The organism is Pontibacterium sp., assembly GCF_041587635.1.
Taxonomy (GTDB): Bacteria; Pseudomonadota; Gammaproteobacteria; order Pseudomonadales; family Balneatricaceae; genus Pontibacterium.
Genome location: NZ_JBFGYC010000669.1, coordinates 1 through 1938, shown reverse-complemented (window position 1 = coordinate 1938; position 1938 = coordinate 1). Strand labels below are relative to the sequence as shown.

The 1938-nt window shown below is 49.5% G+C and carries 3 protein-coding genes; 1 reads left to right on the top strand and 2 read right to left on the bottom strand.

The window, feature by feature from the left end; translation table 11 throughout:
* Nucleotides 1-315 (bottom strand): hypothetical protein (locus ABYW01_RS20525; RefSeq protein WP_372836352.1); only part of this gene is annotated, 315 nt, incomplete at its 3' end.
* Between the two features lie 41 nt (nucleotides 316-356).
* A complete protein-coding gene (locus ABYW01_RS20520) occupies nucleotides 357-983 on the bottom strand; it encodes a TetR/AcrR family transcriptional regulator (protein WP_372836351.1) in 627 nt (208 codons plus the stop codon).
* A 297-nt stretch (nucleotides 984-1280) separates the two neighbouring features.
* Between ABYW01_RS20520 and ABYW01_RS20515 the strand changes: the two genes are divergently transcribed.
* Nucleotides 1281-1938: substrate-binding domain-containing protein (locus tag ABYW01_RS20515; RefSeq protein ID WP_372836349.1), on the top strand; the 658-nt coding region annotated here is incomplete at its 3' end.

The following is a 1938-nucleotide window of genomic DNA, read 5'->3' as shown; positions in this document are numbered from 1 at the left end:
CGAATAGAACGCACTCTGAACTGCCAAAATGAAAGTCAAACCAAATGCAGCGATAAACAAACCCTGGTAATAACAGAGTGTAATCAGCAAGGTGATCGCCACAGCAGCCCAGGCCGATTTTCGCATCACCTCGTTCTTCGGGTACTTATCAGCGATATAACCACAAGGCGTGAATAGCATGATAAATGGCAGCAGGATCAGGCCATTAACAACGGCCGTCAGCAGGATCTGAACTTCACCGTCATAGGCCTTAAACAAGGTGTTCTGAATAACGATTTTGTGGCCCAGATCGACAAAGGCGTTGATAAACGCCATAGTGATAAAGGCCAGAAATCCTTTGTGTTTAATCAGGTCTTTCACTTTGTCACTCCTCCTACAGATGCGTCAGACGGCGTCCAGCCATCCAGATAACGGTCGATCAGGCTGTCGGTCATCTGCTGTGCCGCAGATTCACCGCCAAAAAACAGCTTGTCGCGCAATTTCAGTTGGGTAATACCATGCACGCTGCTCCACAATGTGCGGGCCGCCAGCGTAATGTCTTCTGGCGCTTCCTCCGGGTAAAGTTCAGCCAGATCCGCTTCAATACGGGTAAACAGTTCAGCGATTGTTGCCTGTAGCCATTCCGGTGACTCATCCCCTTCGTTTGCGTTGTGATCAAACAGTAGCGCCCAGCGATGCGACCATTGCTGGGCATAACTCAGATACGCAGAAGCATAGCCTTTCAGACGCGCGCGCGGTGTAGGCGCGTCGACCTGCTGATCCAGAGCATTCATCAGACCACGCAATGTACGGGCATTGATCTGCCAGCACAGGTCATCAAGGTTTTTAAATATAAGGTAGAGCGCACCGACCGAGTAACCAATCGCCGCGGCAACTTTACGCGTGCTAAGCGCCGCACCACCCTGCTGGTCTAACAAGTTTTCAGCGGCGGTTAATGCCATCTCCTGCAGTTCCTCGCGGGAATGATCACTGCGTCTGGCCATGAGGCTATCCTCGTTAAAATACTGGAATGACTGACAGTTAATGAACACTGTTCAGTTAAGTTACAAACAAGGATAGTGAACACTGTTCAGAATGTAAAATATTATTTCTCTTTTGAAGGCTTAGCAGACAGCTGTCTACTATATACACTGAAGGAACCCTGATAATTCTTACTGAAAATTGACCAAGATATAAACATCTCAACAGGCCTGACCACCTGTACTATTTTCTATTTGAACCTACTCCCAATTTCTGGGCACAATACAGCTTCCTGTAGTTCTCGAACGAGAAAAATAATCATGAAAAGTTCGGTCAGGCGTTTTCTATTCTCATGCGTACTGTTTTTAGTCTCCGGCACCACTCAGGCAATGAGTGTGACTTTCGTTAATCCCGGCAAGGAAGGGGAACGTTTCTGGGACATGGTCACCGAAACGATGCGGGCCGCGGCCGATGATTTCCAGATTGATCTGGAGGTCATTTACGCCCAACGCAACCGTGTGCGTATGGCCGAATTAGGGATAGAAGTCACGGAACGTGAAACACCCCCCGATTACCTCATTCTGGTAAATGAGGAACAGGCTGCGGAAAAGATTCTTGTCGCCGCACATAAAAGAAATATCCGCACCCTGATGCTGCTGAACGATTTCCTGCCAAAACAACGCCCGCGCGTAGGCGAGCCCGGCGGTAAACATGGCAATCTGCTGGGAGCAATTACCCCAGACAACTTCACTGCCGGTGCCCGTATGATGCAGGCGCTGCTCGATTGTGCCCGCCGTCAAGACAGCAACAAACCCTATCATTTTCTGGCTATCGGGGGTGATCAACTGACACCGGCCTCGATCGACCGCAACGAAGGCGCTCTGTCAGTCTTCAACGCCAACAAGGATGAAATCATCCTGGACCGTTTCCTGTACGCGAATTGGAACCGAAAAGAAGCTGAATCACTTACCTCACGTT